We start from the raw sequence: 15561 nt of genomic DNA on the forward strand, positions 1-15561 counted from the left end.
GCCCGTGCCGAACTAATAATACGACCGTTCGTATTGTTTGCCAGCCGAGGAGCGAGATGACACAGATGACAACGGCGGTCGGGGCGGGACTGCGGGCGATCGGCGCGGTCTCACCGCGGCTGGCCGGGCGGGTCGCGTTCGAGTTGTGGCGGCGGCCGATGGCCCGCGGTCAGGTCCGCTCGTCGGAGCGCGCAGTGTACGAGTCTGCCCGGATCGAGGTCGTCGACGGGATCGTCACGTACGCCTGGGGCGACGGCCAACGACCCGTCCTGCTCGTCCACGGGTGGCGCTCACGTGCGTCCCGGTACGCCGGTTTCATCACCCGCCTGCTCGAGCTTGGCTACAGCCCGATCTCGTACGACGGTCCCGGCCACGGCGACACGACCAGGCCGATGGGTACGATCCTCGACCACCAGCGCATCATCACCAGACTGGCCGCGCGGTACGGCGACTTCGAAGGGCTGATCGCACACTCGCTGGGCGTGCCGTTCGCCCTGTACGCCGTCCGCCAGGGAGTCGTGGCAGGAAAGATCGTCTCGATCAGCGGGTTCGCCGAGTTCGGCTACCTGGTCGACAAGTTCGGCGCCGAGCTGGGCCTGGGGACGAAGGTGAAGAACAGCCTGCGGCGCGAGATCGAACGACAGTTGTTCGGCAGCGATCCGGAGATCTGGACCAAGTACTCGGTCGGTGCTGGCGATGCCGATTTGCTGGTGATCCACAACGACGTGGACGACGTGGTGGACCCGTCGCAGGTCGCCGTACTGCTGGCGTCATACGGACCGCAGGCCCGGTTCTCGCCCAAGACCGGGCTCGGCCACGGCCGGATCCTGTCGGACCCGGCCGTGATCGAGGAAGCACTCGCCTTCCTGGCGATCCACAGTGGCTCAGATGTCGCGGAAGGTCTCGATCTGAGCGCCTAGCGAGTTCAGCCGGGTGGCCAGATCCTCGTAGCCGCGGTTGATCACGTAGACGCTGCGCAGGACCGACGTACCCTTCGCGGCCATCATCGCGATCAGCGTGACGACGGCAGGCCGCAGCGCCGGCGGGCACATGATCTCGGCGCCGGACCAGTGCGTCGGGCCTTCGACCATCACCCGGTGCGGGTCGAGCAGCTTGACCCTGCCGCCGAGCTTGTTCAGGTCGGTCAGGTAGATGGCGCGGTTCTCGTAGACCCAGTCGTGGATCAGCGTCTGCCCGGTCGCCGAGGCTGCGATCACCGCGAAGAACGGCAGGTTGTCGATGTTCAGGCCGGGGAACGGCATCGGGTGGATCTTGTCGATCGGCGCGTGCAGCCGGGACGGTCGGGTCACCAGGTCGACCAACCGGGTCCGGCCGTTCTCGGCCAGGTACTCCTCGGAGCGGCTGTAGTCCAGCCCCATCTCCTCCAGCAGCGCCAGCTCGATCTCGAGGAACTCCACCGGCGCGCGGCGGATGGTGATCTCCGAGCCGGTCACGATCGCGGCGGTGAGCAGGCTCATCGCCTCGATCGGGTCCTCCGACGGCGCGTAGTCGACGTCCACGTCGATCTCCGGCCGGCCGTGCACGGTCAGTGTGGTGCTGCCGATGCCGTCGATCTGCACGCCGAGCAGGTCGAGGTAGAAGCACAGGTCCTGGACCATGTAGTTCGAGCTGGCGTTGCGGATCACGGTGACCCCGTCGTGCCGGGCCGCGGCCATGATCGCGTTCTCGGTCACCGTGTCGCCGCGCTCGGTCAGCACGATCGGCTTCCCCGGCATCACCGCCCGGTTCACCATCGCGTGGTACTCACCGCCGGTCGCCTTCACGTCCAGGCCGAACGGCCGCAGCGCCGCCATGTGCGGCTCGACCGTCCGGGTGCCGAGGTCGCAGCCACCGGCGTACGGGAGTTGGAAGGTGTCCTCGCGGTGCAGCAGCGGGCCGAGGAACATGATGATCGAGCGGGTACGGCGGGCGGCCTCGGCATCCATCGCGCCCAGGTCGAGGTGGGCCGGCGGGACGATCTCCAGGTCCCCGGCGTCGTTCAGCCAGGTGGTCCGGACGCCGATCGAGTTGAGCACCTCGAGCAGCCGGTTGACCTCTTCGATCCGGGCGACCTTGCGCAGCGTGGTGCGGCCCTTGTTCAGCAGGCTGGCGCACAGCAACGCGACACCGGCGTTCTTGCTGGACTTGACGTCGATCGATCCGGACAACTGCCGACCGCCGACCACGCGGAGGTGGACCGGGCCGCCACCGAGAGAGACAATCTCAGAGTCGAGTGCTTCGCCGATCCGGGCGAGCATCTCGAGGGTGAGGTTCTGATGACCCTTCTCGATCCTGTTCACCGCACTCTGGCTGGTGTTCAGTACGTCGGCGAGTTGCGCCTGCGTCCACCCACGATGCTTGCGGGCGTCCCGGATGAGATTGCCGATCCGGCTCAGGTAGTCATCAGTCATGCGGCGGACCTTATCTCACATGTGAGATACCCCAGCACCGACCCGCCGTTGTCAGCGTAGCCAACGTCACCTCGCCCCGATCGACCACCCCCGACAGGCCCCCTACAGCGGGTGGCCGCGTCAGCCGCCTACAGTTGCCCCAACTCCCGCCGCCACCCGGAGAGGACCAGCAGATGCCCGACGACACCTCCGCCGCGGTGGTGAACGAGTTCGAGGCGGAGTCGTGGCCGCTCGAGGCGGCGGCGGACAGCCTGCACTCGGTGATCGACGGCTTCCAGGACGGCGACACCCGGCCGCTGGTCATCGGCGACGGCGACCAGCCGGTGCTGGTCGTGCTGGCGATCGCGGACCTGGCCGACTTCCGGGCCCGGATCGCGGAGTTGCTGGCCAACCCGGTCGACGCCGGCTGGCTGCGCTACTACCTGCGCTCCCACTTCGACATGAGCTCCGAGCGGCTGATCGAGCTGCTCGGCGTGGACACCGACCACGGCCTGTCCTCGCTGGCCAGCCAGGTGAACGTCGAGCAGGCCGCCGTACTGCTGCCTGATCATCTGCGCCGGACCGAGGCGGGCGGGAACCCGCTGATGCTGATCGGCGACGGAATGATGGCGACCGCGGCGCTGCTCGCCTTCCCCGCGTTCCAGGTGCTGCTGGCGATGGACAACGAGGGAAAGGTCGAGGACGACTCCTGCGCGCACGACGACGAGGAGAAGCCGACCACCCCGCTCGAGGTCCTGGCCGATCGGCTCGGTCCGGTGGCGACCCAACTGGTCGCCCAGATCAACGCCGGCCGCGAGCCCGGGCTGCCGCGGTACGAACTGCACTTCGAGGACGACCTGGTCGAGCACCTGCGCGACCTGGAGAACCGTGCGGAGAAGGCACCGGGCGGCGGTGCGTACGACGAGCTGAACGACCTGCTGCACCAGTTCGACCAGATGCGCAGCGGCCTGGTCGAGGTCGAGGACGACGACGATCCGGCCGAAGCGCCGTACCTGGAAGCGGCCGACCTGAAGGCCGCGTTCCCGGATCTGCGGGACAACTTCCGCCGCGGCTCCGACGACCCGTATCTGATCGGTCTCGACGGCCGCCCGCTCGCCGGGCTGATCACCTTCGACCTCTACGAGGAGCTGCAGAAGGTGTCGGTCGAGCTCGACGGCACCGACGAGGCACCGGTGCTCCCGCTCCCCCAGCCGCGCTGGGAGCACGGGCCGCGGTTGCTGCCGTTCGACGCCGCGGTCGAGGTGTGCGACGCGGTGATCGAGGACATCTCCAACGGCGAAGCGTCGATGGTGTTCGTCGCCGACGAGGACGGCGAGCCCGAACTGGTACTCGCCCCCCTCGTCTGGCTCTGGGCCTACGTCGACCACCTCGACCTCGAGGGCGCCGAAGCCTGACCCACCCCCGCGCCTCCCCTTCCCCGCCCCTGGCGCATTTGAGGGGATAACCGCTCAAATGCCCCTTCTCTGCTCTGAATACGAGCACAGAAGGGGCAAGGTGAGCCGGTTATCCCCTCAAATGCACGCGGGCCGGGAGAGGGTGCGGGAGGTCAGCTGAAGGGGAAGAGGGGTTGCCACTCGGCGAGGGTGGCGATCTCGTAGATGTTGGCTGGGGTGTACGGGTCCTTGGCCAGGATGTCGCGCAGCTCGGCCTCGTCGGCGACGTCGTACACCAGCAGCGCGCCGGTCTGGTCGGTGAACGGTCCGGCGGCGACGAGCTTGCCGGCCTCCTTGAGCGAGGTCAGGTAGTCGCGATGGGCCGGACGGACCTCCAGCCGGCGGTCGGTCTCGGCGAGGTCGAAGCGCAGTTGCACGACAAAAAGGGCCATGCCGAAAACCCTACACGGCCCGAATACAAGGGAATTTGGTGCGGGAAGGGAGTCACGAGCCGCCACAGCGGCTGGTTCAGGTCAGACCCGAAAGTCGACGAGTGATCGCCCTTCCCGCCCGGTTATTTTCACTGGTCGACAAGCCCGGATGCAAGGGGTTGGTTAAGGAAACTGCTGCGGACAGTTGAGTCAGGTAACGCTTGGTAATCGAACCCCCGCCGGCGTCGATGAGAGCGCTGATACAGCCGTACAGTCCGTCACGCCGCTCGGTTGTCAAGGCCCGATGTCCGGAGTACGACGACAGCAGATCGAGGTACTCCGAGGTCGTATAGGTGAGCTCCCACTCGTACCGCCGGAACTCGACCGGCTCGAATCGGCCGGTCGCGTCGACCTCGGACGAGTCCTGCGGAATGGCATCCGCCGGCTGCAGACCGGTCGTGTCGGCATCGTCCATGAACCGCTGGTAGCAATCCATCATGTCCGCGAAGAACTGCACGCTGCCGCCGAGGATGTGTTCGGTCGACACCACGGCGAGCAGCCCGCCCGGCCGCAGTACGTCGGCACACCGAGCGACCCGGGTCGCCGGGTCGAGCCAGTGGAACGCGGTGGCCGAGATGACGAGGTCGTACGTCGCGGCCGGCAACTCCCAGCTGTCGAAGTCCGCCACGATCACCTCGGCCTCGGGCAGCTTGGACTGCGCGACCCGGGCCAGGTCGGGACTCAACTCGATCGCGGTGACCGACCAGCCGCGCTCGACCATCGGTGCCGTCGCCTGACCGGTGCCGGGGCCGATCTCCAGCACTCGCAGCTGATCCGGATTCCCGAGAAGGTCCGCGATGTCGTCGTACAGGGCGGGTGGGTAGGCCGGTCTGACCCGGTCGTACAGCTCGGCGTCTTCCCCGAATGTCTGGCGCAGCTGCTCCCGACTCATGCTGGCAGGTTAGTGAGCATGAGCCGGGAGCGCTGCTCATTTTCAGTCCAGCGCGGAGCGGCCGGCCTCCAGCCGGGCGACCGGGATGCGGAACGGCGAGCAGGAGACGTAGTCCAGGCCGACCTCGTGGAAGAACTGGATGCTGTCCGGGTCGCCGCCGTGCTCACCGCAGATGCCGAGCTTGAGGTCGGGCTTGGTGGCCCGGCCGCGCTCGACTCCGGTGCGGACCAGCGCGCCGACGCCCTCGCGGTCGATCGACTCGAACGGCGACACAGCGAAGATGCCCTTCTCCAGGTAGCGGGAGAAGAACGCGCCCTCGACGTCGTCCCGGCTGAAGCCCCAGGTGGTCTGGGTCAGGTCGTTGGTGCCGAACGAGAAGAAGTCGGCCGCCTCGGCGATCTGGTCCGCGATCACCGCAGCGCGCGGCAACTCGATCATCGTGCCGATCGGGATCGACTCCACGCCCACCTCGGCGAGCACACCTTCGACCTCGTCGCGCGCCAGCATCAGCTCCTGGACCGCGCCGACCAGCGGGATCATGATCTCCGGCCGGGGATCCTTGCCCTGCTCGCGCAGCTCGGCGGCCGCGGATGCGATCGCCCGGACCTGCATGGCGAACAGGCCGGGGATGACCAGGCCGAGCCGGACCCCGCGCAGGCCGAGCATCGGGTTCTCCTCGTGCAGCCGCTCGACCGCGGTCAGCAGCGCCGCGTCGTGCCCCGGGTCCTGACCTCGTTCGCGCGCCAGTGCGACCTTGACCGCGAGCTCCTCCATCGACGGCAGGAACTCGTGCAGCGGCGGGTCGATCAGCCGGATCGTCACCGGCAGCCCGTCCATCGCGGCCAGCAACTCGAGGAAGTCACCGCGCTGCAGCGGCTCCAACTCGGCCAGCGCGGCCGCACAATCGGCGTCGTTGTCGGCCAGGATCAGCCGCTCGACCGACTCGCGCCGCTCCCCCAGGAACATGTGCTCGGTCCGGCACAGCCCGATTCCCTCGGCCCCGAACCGACGCGCCCGGGCCGCGTCGTCAGCCGTGTCCGCGTTCGTTCGGATGCCGAGGCGCCGTACCTCATCGGCATGGGTCATCAGCCGGTGGACGGCGGCCACCAGTTCGTCACCGTCGTCGGCGTGCAGCGATCCTTCGAAGTACTGGACGACCGGGGACGGGACGACCGGGACCTCACCGCGGAACACCTCGCCGGTGGTGCCGTCGATCGAGATCGTCTCGCCCTCCTCGATCACCGTGCCGTTCACCGTGATGGTGCCCTGGGCAACATTCACGTCGAGTTCCTCGGCACCGCAGACACAGGTCTTGCCCATGCCGCGGGCGACCACGGCCGCATGCGAGGTCTTGCCGCCGCGGCTGGTCAGGATGCCCTGTGCCGCGATCATGCCGTGCAGGTCGTCCGGGTTCGTCTCGCGCCGGACCAGGATCACCTTCTCGCCCTTGTCCGCGGCCTCCACCGCGGCGGCCGAGGTGAAGATGACGGTGCCCGAGGCCGCGCCCGGGGACGCACCGATCCCCTTGGCGATCTTCTCCTTCTCCGCGTCCGCATCGAACCGCGGGAACATCAGCTGCGCCAACTGGGCGCCCGTGACCCGGCGGAGCGCCTCGTCGGTGTCGATCACGCCCTCGTCGATCAGGCTGGTCGCGATCCGGAACGCGGCCGCCGCGGTGCGCTTGCCGACCCGGGTCTGCAGCATCCACAACTTGCCGCGTTCGACGGTGAACTCGATGTCGCACAGGTCGCGGTAGTGCCCCTCGAGCTTGGCCATGATCGCCATCAGCTCGTCGTACGACGTCTTGTCGAGCTGCTCCATGTCCGCCAGCGGAACGGTGTTGCGGATGCCGGCCACGACGTCCTCGCCCTGCGCGTTCTGCAGGTAGTCGCCGTACACACCGGGCTGACCGGTGGAGGGGTCGCGGGTGAACGCGACGCCGGTGCCGGAGTCCATGCCGAGGTTGCCGAACACCATCGAGCAGATGTTGACCGCCGTACCGAGGTCGGTGCCGATCCGCTCCTGGCGGCGGTAGAGGATCGCCCGCTCGGAGTTCCAGGAGCCGAAGACCGCCGCGATCGCGAGGTCCATCTGGGTGCGCGGGTCCTGCGGGAACTCCCGGCCGGTGTGCTCGTGCACGGCGTGCTTGAACGTCTCGACCAACGCCTTCAGGTCGTCGGCGTCCAGGTCGAGGTCGCTGCGCGCGCCCTTTGCGTCCTTGGCCGCATCCAGCGCCTGCTCGAAGACCTCACCGTCCATCGCGAGCACGGTCTTGCCGAACATCTGGATCAGCCGCCGGTACGCGTCCCAGGCGAACCGCGGGTTGCCGGACTGGTGGGCCAGACCGTTGACCGAATCGTCGTTCAGGCCGACGTTGAGGACCGTCTCCATCATGCCCGGCATCGACGCCGCCGCACCGGAGCGGACCGACACCAGCAGCGGGTCGTCGGCCTGGCCGAGCTTCTTGCCCATCTTCTGCTGCAGTACGTCGACATGGTGGTCGATCTCGTCGGCCAGCTCCGGCGGGACCGCTCCGGTCCGCAGGTAGACCTTGCAGGCTTCGGTGGTGATGGTGAAACCGGGCGGCACGGGAAGGCCGAGATTCGTCATCTCGGCCAGGTTCGCCCCCTTCCCGCCGAGCAGCTCCTTCATGTCCTTGTTGCCTTCGGCGAAGTCGTAGACGAGATTCGACACGATCACTCCCTGGGTTTCAGGCGGTGTTTGCGGCGCGGTGAGATGGCCCGCTCGGCCCATCGACTCCGGTGGCGGGGGCGTGTTTTCAGAGTAAGCCCAAAAACCAGTCCAGTTGAACACTGGTCTCACGATGTCGACGTGACCCTGCCCACAGGTCGAAGGCCGGAAAACCCTTCCCTGGTTGACAACGCGAGACAATCAGCACGTTTGACGTGGAATCGCAGAAGCAGCTGCTCACCCACCCTTCAGTTGGGTACTGGCGTGCTTCATGGCCGGCCGCGGTCTACAGTCGGCGGCCCTCGGCTCGTTGACGGCGTCGAGCTGCTCGCCACCCTTCTCACCACCGGCACACCGGACCCGGGCAAGGCCCGACGCGTCCGCTGAGTGGACTTTGTCTCGGACACCGGCGGCCGCGAGCGGAAGCGGATACGCTCGCAGTGCCGACGGTTCGCCTGGCACACGCAGTACGTGCCGGGCGAGGCAAGAGGGAACCCGGTGTGAATCCGGGACTGCCCCGCAGCGGTGAACGGGAACGACCGCCGTCAACAGCACTGGACACCTCGTCCGGGAAGCGACGGCCAGTAGGACACCGGCCAGTGGCCGGTCCGCCCGTGAGTCCGAAGACCTGCCGCCGGTCCGCGCCCCAGCCGGGTGCGCGGAGGATCGGTGGTCTCGTGGGAGGACCCGACCGGCGTCATCGCGACCCCGCCGATCCATCGGCACGCTCGCGAGGAGAGAGACGTGAACACAACAGTGCTGGGCTACCCGCGCATCGGGGCAGCCCGCGAACTCAAGCAAGCCGTCGAGAAGTACTGGTCCGGCAGCACCGACGCCGCCGACCTGGAGGCAACCGCCCGCCAACTCCGCGCCGACACCTGGCGCGATCTGGCCGGCCTCGACGTGATCCCCGGCAACACCTTCTCGTACTACGACCAGATGCTCGACCACGTCGAACTGTTCAGCGCCGTCCCGGAACGCTTCCGCGGACTGGGCCTGTCCGGCCTCGACACGTACTTCGCCATGGCCCGCGGCCGCGACGGCGTCGTACCGCTCGAACTGACCAAGTGGTTCGACACGAACTACCACTACCTGGTCCCGGAACTCGACAAGAGCACGGTCTTCCGGCTGAACCCGGCCAAGCTCGTCACCGAACTCGCCGAAGCACGCGACCTCGGTGTCGCACTGCGCCCGGTCCTCATCGGGCCGCTCACCTTCCTCTTGCTTTCCAAATCCCCAGACTGCGAGCCCTTGAGCCTGCTGGACCAACTCGTTGACGTGTATGCCGAGTTGCTCGGCCAACTGGACGTCGACTGGGTGCAGTTCGACGAACCGGCTCTGGTCCAGGACCGCACACCGGCCGAGCTCGACGCGCTCCGGCGTACCTACGACAAGCTCGCGGCCCTCACCGACCGCCCACGCCTCTTGGTGGCGACCTACTTCGGTGACCCGGGTCCAGCGTTGCCAGTGCTGGCGTCCACAGGCGTGGACGGTCTAGCCCTGGACCTGGTCTCCGCACCCGGCATGGTCCCGCGGATCGCCGCACTGCCGTCGCTGCAACGCAAGACCGTCGTCGCGGGCGTGGTGGACGGCCGCAACGTCTGGCGCACCCCACTGGGGGACGCACTCTCCACCTGCGCCACTCTGCTCGGCTCTGTCGGCCGACTCGAGGTCTCCACGTCCTGCTCGCTCCTGCACGTCCCGTACGACGTGGAGGTCGAGGACGAGCTGGATCCGCGCGTGCGGGAGCGCCTCGCGTTCGCTCGTCAGAAGGTCGACGAGGTCGTCCTGCTCGGCCGCGCGCTGAGCTCTGCCGAAGGTGTAGACGTCGACCTCACCACGCCGGCAGGTGGCCCGGTCAAGGAGTCCGACCTGGCCCGCGAGCAGGCCGTCCGCGAACGAGTCGCCGCGATCCACCCCGAGGACAGGCAACGAGCGTCGTACGACGAACGCCGCGAAGCGCAGCAATCACTCGGACTCCCGTTGCTCACCACCACGACCATCGGGTCGTTCCCGCAGACCGCCGACCTCCGCCGGACCCGGGCCGACCTACGAGCCGGCCGGATCGACGAGGCCACCTACGACGAGCGCATGCGGGCCGAGATCGCCGACGTGATCCGGCTGCAGGAGAACCTCGGTCTGGACGTCCTCGTCCACGGCGAGCCCGAGCGCAACGACATGGTCCAGTACTTCGCCGAGCGGCTCGACGGCTACGCCACCACCCGACTCGGCTGGGTCCAGTCGTACGGCAGCCGCTGTGTCCGGCCGCCCATCCTGTACGGCGAGGTGTCCCGACCGACCGCGATGACGGTGCCGTGGACGTCGTACGCCCAGTCGCTCACGATCCGGCCGGTCAAGGGCATGCTGACCGGGCCGGTGACGATGCTGGCGTGGTCGTTCGTCCGCGACGACCAGCCCTTGCAGGTGACCGCGGACCAGGTCGCGCTGGCGTTGCGCGACGAGGTCGCCGACCTGGCCGAGGCCGGGATCCGGATCATCCAGGTCGACGAACCGGCGCTGCGCGAACTGCTCCCGCTGCGCGAGGCCGATCGGAAGGCGTACCTCGACTGGTCGGTCGGTGCGTTCCGGCTGGCCACCGGTGGCGCACCTGCGTCGGTCCAGGTGCACACGCATCTGTGCTACTCGGAGTTCGGCGCGGTGATCACCGGGATCGACGGGCTGGACGCGGACGTCACCACGATCGAGGCAGCGCGGTCGCGGATGGAGGTGCTGGCGGACCTGGCCTCCGCCGGCTTCCGGCGCGGCGTCGGGCCCGGCGTCTACGACATCCACTCGCCGCGGGTTCCGAGCGCCGAGGAAATGACCGCGCTGATCCGGTCAGCCCTGGCTACGACGCCCGCCGAACAGCTGTGGATCAACCCGGACTGCGGCCTGAAGACCCGCAGCTATGCCGAGGTCGAGCCGGCCTTGCGCAACCTGGCCACCGCCACCCAGCAGGTCCGCGCAACGCTCTGAAACCAGCCGACCGGGGACAGAATGCTCTGTCCCCGGTCGTGCGGTCACAGCTTGCGGCGGGTCCTCAGGTAGTCGCCGACAACGGCTGCGCCGAGGCCATCGACGTCGGGCGCCAGCACGCGACCGCCGCTGCGCCGGGCGAGCAGATCGACGAAGGCGTTGAGCCGTGGATCGTCGCCGAGCCTGAACACAGTCAGCGAAGCGCCCAGCTTGGCCAGCCGATCCACCTCGAAGATCGTCTTCCGCAACGTCGCCGGCTCAGGTGGATAGGAGAACTCCGCCATACCGTCCGGCTCGAGGTGAGCGGTCGGCTCGCCGTCGGTCACCATCAGCACGACCGGCTGCGCGTCCGGATGACGACGCAGGTGACGGCCGGCCAGCAGCAGGGCGTGATGCGCGTTCGTCCCCTGCTCCCAGGTGCCCTCCATCCCGATCAACTGCGGGAGCTCGACGACTCCGGCGTACCGCCCGAAGGTGATCAACTGGAGTGCGTCGTTCCGGTACCGCGTCGAGATGAGTTGGTGCAGCGCGAGCGCCGTCCGCTTCATCGGCAGCCAACGGCCCTCCTGGACCATCGACCACGAGGTGTCCACGAGCAACGCGACCGCGGCCCGCGCCCGATGCTCGGTCTCCGCGATCTCCACATCGGCCACGTCGAGCTTGACCGAGCCACTGCGGGAAGCTGTCCGCAGTACGGCGTTCCGCACCGTCCGAGGCACGTCCCACGGCTGGGTGTCGCCGAACTGCCACTGCCGCGTGGAGCCACTCAACTCACCGGCCGCACCGGCATTGGCCGCGTCGCGTTCACCTGAGCCCCGAGCAGTCCGCAGTACGTCGGCCAACGCAGTCTGACCGAGTTGCCGCAGCGCCTTCGGCGACAACCGCAACGATCCATCGGGCGCACGTTCCAGCAACCCTTGGTCGCGAAGTTGTCGCTCGAGCTCGCTCAGCCGACGCGCATCGACCGTCGCCTCATCGCCGAGTTGCCGGGTGAGTGCCTCGAGATCGATGTCCTCCAGCCGCGCACCCGGATAGGACTGCGCGAGCTGCTCGGCCAGCGCATCCAGCTCGGCCAGATCCGACATCGCCCGCGCACCTTCGGCGAGACCAAGCGGATCGTCACCGCTCATCCGTTCCGAACCGCTCCAGTCCTCCCCGGGCCGGAGCCCCTGCAGTTGTGCATCCAACTGCGCCAACTGCTGGGCGAGCTGCGGACTGCCGAACGCCTGCTGCGACAGCTCCATCAACTCGGCCCGCTGTTCCGGGGTCATCGAGTTGAGCATCCGCTGCGCCGCGGCCGCCCGCTGCGCCAGCACGTCGATCAGTTCGTCGACGTTCTGTGGATTCTCCGGGAAGAACTCGCCGTGCTTGGCCATGAACTCGTCGAACAACTGCGGGACGTCCGGCCGGCCTTGTGCGTGTGCGGCGAGCAACGCGTTCAGGTCGGTCAGCATCTCGTTGATCCGGGCAACGTCCTCCGGCGTGGTCTGCTGCAGTGCCTCCTTCATACCCTCGAACCGCGACCCGAGCAGCTCCCGGCCGAGCAACTCCCGGATCTCCTCGTACTTCTCCCGTGCCTCCGACGACTCCCACTGGTAGTTGGCCAGCTCGCGGACCGCGGCCGCCGTACCAGCCGGAAGCGCGTCGAGCTCGGCCTCCTTGAACCGGGCGTCGTCGGACGGGTTCGGGAACAGCTCGCGGCGCTCAGCCTCCAACGCCTCGTCCAGCAACCGCTGCACATCGCGCAGGGTGCCGTCGAGGTTGTGCCGCCGCTGGATCTCGCGGCGGCGCTCCCACAACCTGCGGGTGAGATCGTCCAGGCCCTGCGTACTCCGGGTGCCGCGCCGGAGCATCTCCTCCAGCGCGGACCGCGGCGACGAACCATTCATCACGTCGCGGCCGATCTCGTCCAGCGCGTCGCGCAGATCCACCGGCGCGGCGAGCGGATCCGGCCCGTCATGCCACGGCCCGTAGGACCAGCCTTCCGGTATGGGCGCCGACATGTCAGACCCCGTAGATGGTCGTGTCGTTGTCGGCGTCCTTCGCTACGCGCTTGGACAGGTACAGCGCTTCCAAGGCGAGCTCGACCGCCGCCGCGATGCGTCCTGGCGACTCGTCCGGCTCGACGCCGGCCCGGGCAGCAACATCGTGCAGCACCGGCAGCTCGGGCAACGCCGCGAGCACGTCCCGGCCCGGCACCCGTTCACCCGTGGTCACAAGGTTGCCGTCGGCAATAGCGTGGGCGAGCGGGCTGAGGTCGAGACCGGCGAACCGTTCCCGCGCGGTGTCCGCCACCGACCGGCGCAGCAGGTACTCGAGCAGCTCGATCTCGCGTCCTTCTTCACCCGGCTCGAACTCGAGCTTGCCCCGCAGTACGGCAGGCACTGCCTCCAGGTCGACCGGACGCGCGACGGCCGGCTCCTCACCGGTGATCGCACTACGCCGCAACGCGGCCGCCGCGATCGTCTCGGCGGCGGCCACCGCGAACCGGGCCGACACACCCGACCGCTGGTCGATCGCGTTCGACTCCCGCAGGTGCCGGACGAACCGGGCCAGCACCTCCAGCAGCGGCTCGCCGACCTCGGCGGTGAACTCGGCCTCCTGGCGGATCACGTCCACCTCGGCGTCGATGTCGAGCGGGTAGTGGGTCCGGACCTCGGCGCCGAAGCGGTCCTTCAGCGGCGTGATGATGCGGCCGCGGTTGGTGTAGTCCTCCGGGTTGGCCGTTGCCACCAGCAACACGTCGAGCGGCAGCCGCAGCGTGTACCCGCGGACCTGGATGTCGCGCTCCTCCATCACGTTCAGCAGCGCGACCTGGATCCGCTCGGCCAGGTCCGGCAGCTCGTTGATCGCGACGATCCCGCGATGCGACCGCGGCACCAGACCGAAGTGGATGGTCTCCGGATCACCCAGGCTGCGACCCTCGGCCACCTTGACCGGGTCCACGTCACCGATCAGGTCACCGACGGACGTATCGGGTGTCGCGAGCTTCTCGGCGTACCGCAGGCTCCGGTGCAGCCAGGTCACCGGGAGGTCGTCACCGAGCTCGGCGGCCCGGCGACGCGACGCGGGCGTGATCGGCTCGAGCGGGTGCTCGGGCAGCTCGGCGCCCTCGATCACCGGGGTCCACTCGTCCAGCAGGCCCACCAGGGTGCGCAACAGCCGGGTCTTGCCCTGACCGCGCTCACCCAGCAGTACGACGTCATGCCCCGCGAGCAGGGCGCGTTCGAGTTGCGGAATCACCGTCCGGGTGAATCCGACGATCCCGGGCCACGGGTCACGCCCGGCCCGGAGTTCCTTCAGCAGATTGTCACGGATCTCGGCCTTGATCGACCGTGGAAGATGTCCGGCGGCCCGGAGGTCACCGGCCTTAGTGGGAAGTTCAGCAGGTGCACTAGTCACCCTGAAGACGTTAGCTCGCTCGCCCCAAACCGCACACGCTTTATCTCATCGCCTGGGGGTAACCCGGCCCGAGGTGAACACGTGCGTCGGCGTGAAGGTGACCGGGACCCACGGGTGCGTGGGCGACTCCCGGGTGACGAAGTGGTTGCCATCGGCAGGCAGGGTCGGCCGCAGCTCGTACTCGTGCACCGGCTCCTCGGCGAACGCCAGCCGCTCCCCCGTCGCCTGGTAGCGCATCACCAGCCCGTCCTCCCGCCGTACGACGTCCAGCCGCACGCTGGCCCGTTCGTAGCGGCCGACGTGACGATCGTCGATCGGTTCGTCGACGGGTTGCGGCGGCTCCGGATGCGCCACGCCGACGTAGTGCGTGAAGACCTCGGACGCGAGCGACTCGAACAGCGTGGAGCCGTTGCCGGAGTTGGTCAGCAGGCACATGACGAGGCGCGCCTCGGGGTCGATGCGCAAGAACGCCAACTGGGAGATCGTCGTACCGTCGTGGCCGACGAGTGTGCGGCCACTCCAGTCGTAGATGCGCCAGGCCAGACCGAGGTCGCTGAAGCCGCCGATGCCGCCGGCGTACGGAACCTGTGGCTCCTGCATGGCCGCGTATCGCTCGTCGGTCAGGTGCATCCGGGCGAACTCCAGCAGGTCGCCCGCACTCTGCGTAACCAGCCCGGCCGGGCCGATGCTGCGCGGGAGCTGCCAGGTCTTGACCGGCGAACCGTCGGCCAGCAGGTGCCCGAGTGCGGCCCGATGCAGGATCGCTTCCTCCGGCAGCGTGACCGTCTTGGTCAACCCGAGTGGCTCGACCAGTCTGGCCTTGAGCGACTCGTCCCAGGTCCGGCCGTCGAGGACTTCGATGATCCGCCCGAGCAGGACGAATCCGGCGTTGCAGTAGGAGTACGCCGTACCGGGCTCGAACAGACTGTCCACGTCGCCGAGCAGTCCGACGTACTTCTCGACGCAGTCGTCACCGCGGCCGGTGTCGGTGAACACGTCACCGTCGATCCCGCTGGTGTGAGTGAGCAGGTGACGGACCGTGACCCGCGAATCGATCGGTGCCTCGGGCAACAGTTTGACGACCGGGTCGTCAAGATTCAGCTTCTGCTCCGCCGCCAACTGGACGATCATGGTCGCGGTCCACGGCTTGCTGATCGACCCGATCTGGAAGAGCGAGTCGGCCGTCACCTCGACCCCGGTCGCCGCGTTCAGGACGCCGTACGGCGCGATCGTCGTCTCGCCGTCGTACCAGATCCCGAGCACCGCACCGGGAACCTTCGCCGCCACCGCCAACTCACTCAACCGCGCAGACCAGTCAGGCATGC

At 68.3% G+C, this 15561-nt stretch carries 10 protein-coding genes and 1 riboswitch; of the genes, 3 read left to right on the forward strand and 7 right to left on the reverse strand.

Going from position 1 to position 15561, the window contains the following annotated elements:
* Positions 1 to 56: 56 nt before the first annotated feature.
* Positions 57 to 920: an alpha/beta hydrolase family protein gene (locus tag EV652_RS02535; RefSeq protein ID WP_242001510.1), complete on the forward strand. Its 864-nt coding sequence runs from the start codon at positions 57 to 59 to the stop codon at positions 918 to 920.
* Here the strand turns inward: EV652_RS02535 and EV652_RS02540 are convergent.
* Positions 885 to 2411 carry a UDP-N-acetylglucosamine 1-carboxyvinyltransferase gene (locus EV652_RS02540; RefSeq protein ID WP_132207287.1) on the reverse strand — a complete coding sequence of 509 codons (1527 nt, stop codon included), beginning with the start codon at positions 2409 to 2411 and terminating at the stop codon, positions 885 to 887. The two genes, EV652_RS02535 and EV652_RS02540, sit on opposite strands and share 36 nt — an antisense overlap.
* A gap of 173 nt (positions 2412 to 2584) precedes the next feature.
* Here EV652_RS02540 and EV652_RS02545 point away from each other — a divergent pair, with 173 nt between their 5' ends.
* Positions 2585 to 3805 carry a hypothetical protein gene (locus EV652_RS02545; protein WP_132207288.1) on the forward strand — a complete coding sequence of 407 codons (1221 nt, stop codon included), beginning with the start codon at positions 2585 to 2587 and terminating at the stop codon, positions 3803 to 3805.
* A 152-nt stretch (positions 3806 to 3957) separates the two neighbouring features.
* On the opposite strand, the gene EV652_RS02550 is transcribed toward EV652_RS02545, so the two are convergent.
* The 3 genes from EV652_RS02550 to ppdK form a co-directional block, all read right to left on the reverse strand.
* Positions 3958 to 4236 carry a YciI family protein gene (locus EV652_RS02550; RefSeq protein WP_132207289.1) on the reverse strand — a complete coding sequence of 93 codons (279 nt, stop codon included), beginning with the start codon at positions 4234 to 4236 and terminating at the stop codon, positions 3958 to 3960.
* A 76-nt stretch (positions 4237 to 4312) separates the two neighbouring features.
* On the reverse strand, positions 4313 to 5167 hold the full coding sequence (locus EV652_RS02555) for a class I SAM-dependent methyltransferase (protein ID WP_132207290.1): 855 nt from the start codon (positions 5165 to 5167) through the stop codon (positions 4313 to 4315).
* A gap of 42 nt (positions 5168 to 5209) precedes the next feature.
* Positions 5210 to 7861: a pyruvate, phosphate dikinase gene (gene ppdK, locus EV652_RS02560; RefSeq protein ID WP_255512560.1), complete on the reverse strand. Its 2652-nt coding sequence runs from the start codon at positions 7859 to 7861 to the stop codon at positions 5210 to 5212.
* Between the two features lie 427 nt (positions 7862 to 8288).
* A riboswitch (cobalamin riboswitch) is annotated at positions 8289 to 8508 on the forward strand.
* 94 nt (positions 8509 to 8602) lie between these two features.
* Between ppdK and metE the strand changes: the two genes are divergently transcribed.
* Positions 8603 to 10834 (forward strand): 5-methyltetrahydropteroyltriglutamate--homocysteine S-methyltransferase, encoded by a 2232-nt coding sequence (gene metE, locus EV652_RS02565; protein WP_132207292.1) that lies wholly within the window; start codon positions 8603 to 8605, stop codon positions 10832 to 10834.
* 44 nt (positions 10835 to 10878) lie between these two features.
* On the opposite strand, the gene EV652_RS02570 is transcribed toward metE, so the two are convergent.
* From EV652_RS02570 to EV652_RS02580, 3 genes are read right to left on the reverse strand one after another with little or no spacing between them, the layout of a single operon-like run.
* Complete coding sequence (locus EV652_RS02570) at positions 10879 to 12837, reverse strand: vWA domain-containing protein (RefSeq protein WP_132207293.1); 1959 nt, start codon at positions 12835 to 12837, stop codon at positions 10879 to 10881.
* 1 nt (position 12838) lies between these two features.
* Positions 12839 to 14236, reverse strand: coding sequence for a sigma 54-interacting transcriptional regulator (locus EV652_RS02575; protein WP_132207294.1), 1398 nt, complete (start codon positions 14234 to 14236; stop codon positions 12839 to 12841).
* Positions 14237 to 14281: 45 nt separating this feature from the next.
* On the reverse strand, positions 14282 to 15559 hold the full coding sequence (locus tag EV652_RS02580; RefSeq protein WP_132207295.1) for a serine hydrolase domain-containing protein: 1278 nt from the start codon (positions 15557 to 15559) through the stop codon (positions 14282 to 14284).
* Between the last annotated feature and the right edge of the window lie 2 nt (positions 15560 to 15561).

The organism is Kribbella steppae, from assembly GCF_004342025.1.
Taxonomy (GTDB): domain Bacteria; phylum Actinomycetota; class Actinomycetes; order Propionibacteriales; family Kribbellaceae; genus Kribbella; species Kribbella steppae.

Bases quoted from the DNA above. Each gene is read 5' to 3' on its own strand.
- EV652_RS02550 (WP_132207289.1), bottom strand. From the start codon at position 4,236: ATGGCCCTTTTTGTCGTGCAACTGCGCTTCGACCTCGCCGAGACCGAC.
- EV652_RS02580 (WP_132207295.1), bottom strand. From the start codon at position 15,559: ATGCCTGACTGGTCTGCGCGGTTGAGTGAGTTGGCGGTGGCGGCGAAG.
- EV652_RS02570 (WP_132207293.1), bottom strand. From the start codon at position 12,837: ATGTCGGCGCCCATACCGGAAGGCTGGTCCTACGGGCCGTGGCATGAC.
- EV652_RS02545 (WP_132207288.1), top strand. From the start codon at position 2,585: ATGCCCGACGACACCTCCGCCGCGGTGGTGAACGAGTTCGAGGCGGAG.
- EV652_RS02555 (WP_132207290.1), bottom strand. From the start codon at position 5,167: ATGAGTCGGGAGCAGCTGCGCCAGACATTCGGGGAAGACGCCGAGCTG.
- EV652_RS02540 (WP_132207287.1), bottom strand. From the start codon at position 2,411: ATGACTGATGACTACCTGAGCCGGATCGGCAATCTCATCCGGGACGCC.
- EV652_RS02535 (WP_242001510.1), top strand. From the start codon at position 57: ATGACACAGATGACAACGGCGGTCGGGGCGGGACTGCGGGCGATCGGC.